This is a genomic window from Kitasatospora sp. NPDC056531 (assembly GCF_042794375.1).
In the GTDB taxonomy this organism is placed as follows: domain Bacteria; phylum Actinomycetota; class Actinomycetes; order Streptomycetales; family Streptomycetaceae; genus Kitasatospora.
In genome coordinates this window covers 67,722-68,038 of the sequence record NZ_JBHTTU010000043.1, presented here as the reverse complement: position 1 = coordinate 68,038, position 317 = coordinate 67,722, and positions in this window count along the sequence as shown.

The window sequence follows — 317 nt, the reverse complement described above, 5'->3', positions numbered from 1 at the left end:
ACCCTCCCCCCTCTGGTGCCTCTGGGGGGCGAGGGGGTGTCCTTTTTTTTTTTTTTTTGGGTTCCTCCTTGTTGTGGGAAGAGGCCCGCCGCCATTCCTCTCTTCCTTCACTTCTCTCTCGCGATCGCCCGCCCGCCCGCCGCCTAGCCGAGGCGGGCGATCGAGTTCCTAAGTCCCCCTCCGCTGGTCTAGGGTTAATCAGTTTTCGATGGCGTGGGGCCCCCGCGGCCCCAAGGGGACCACCCCCACCCCCCCCCTCCCCCCTTCTTTTTTCCCCTCCTTTTTCTCCTCCCTCCCCCCCAAAGAAAAAAAAAAAC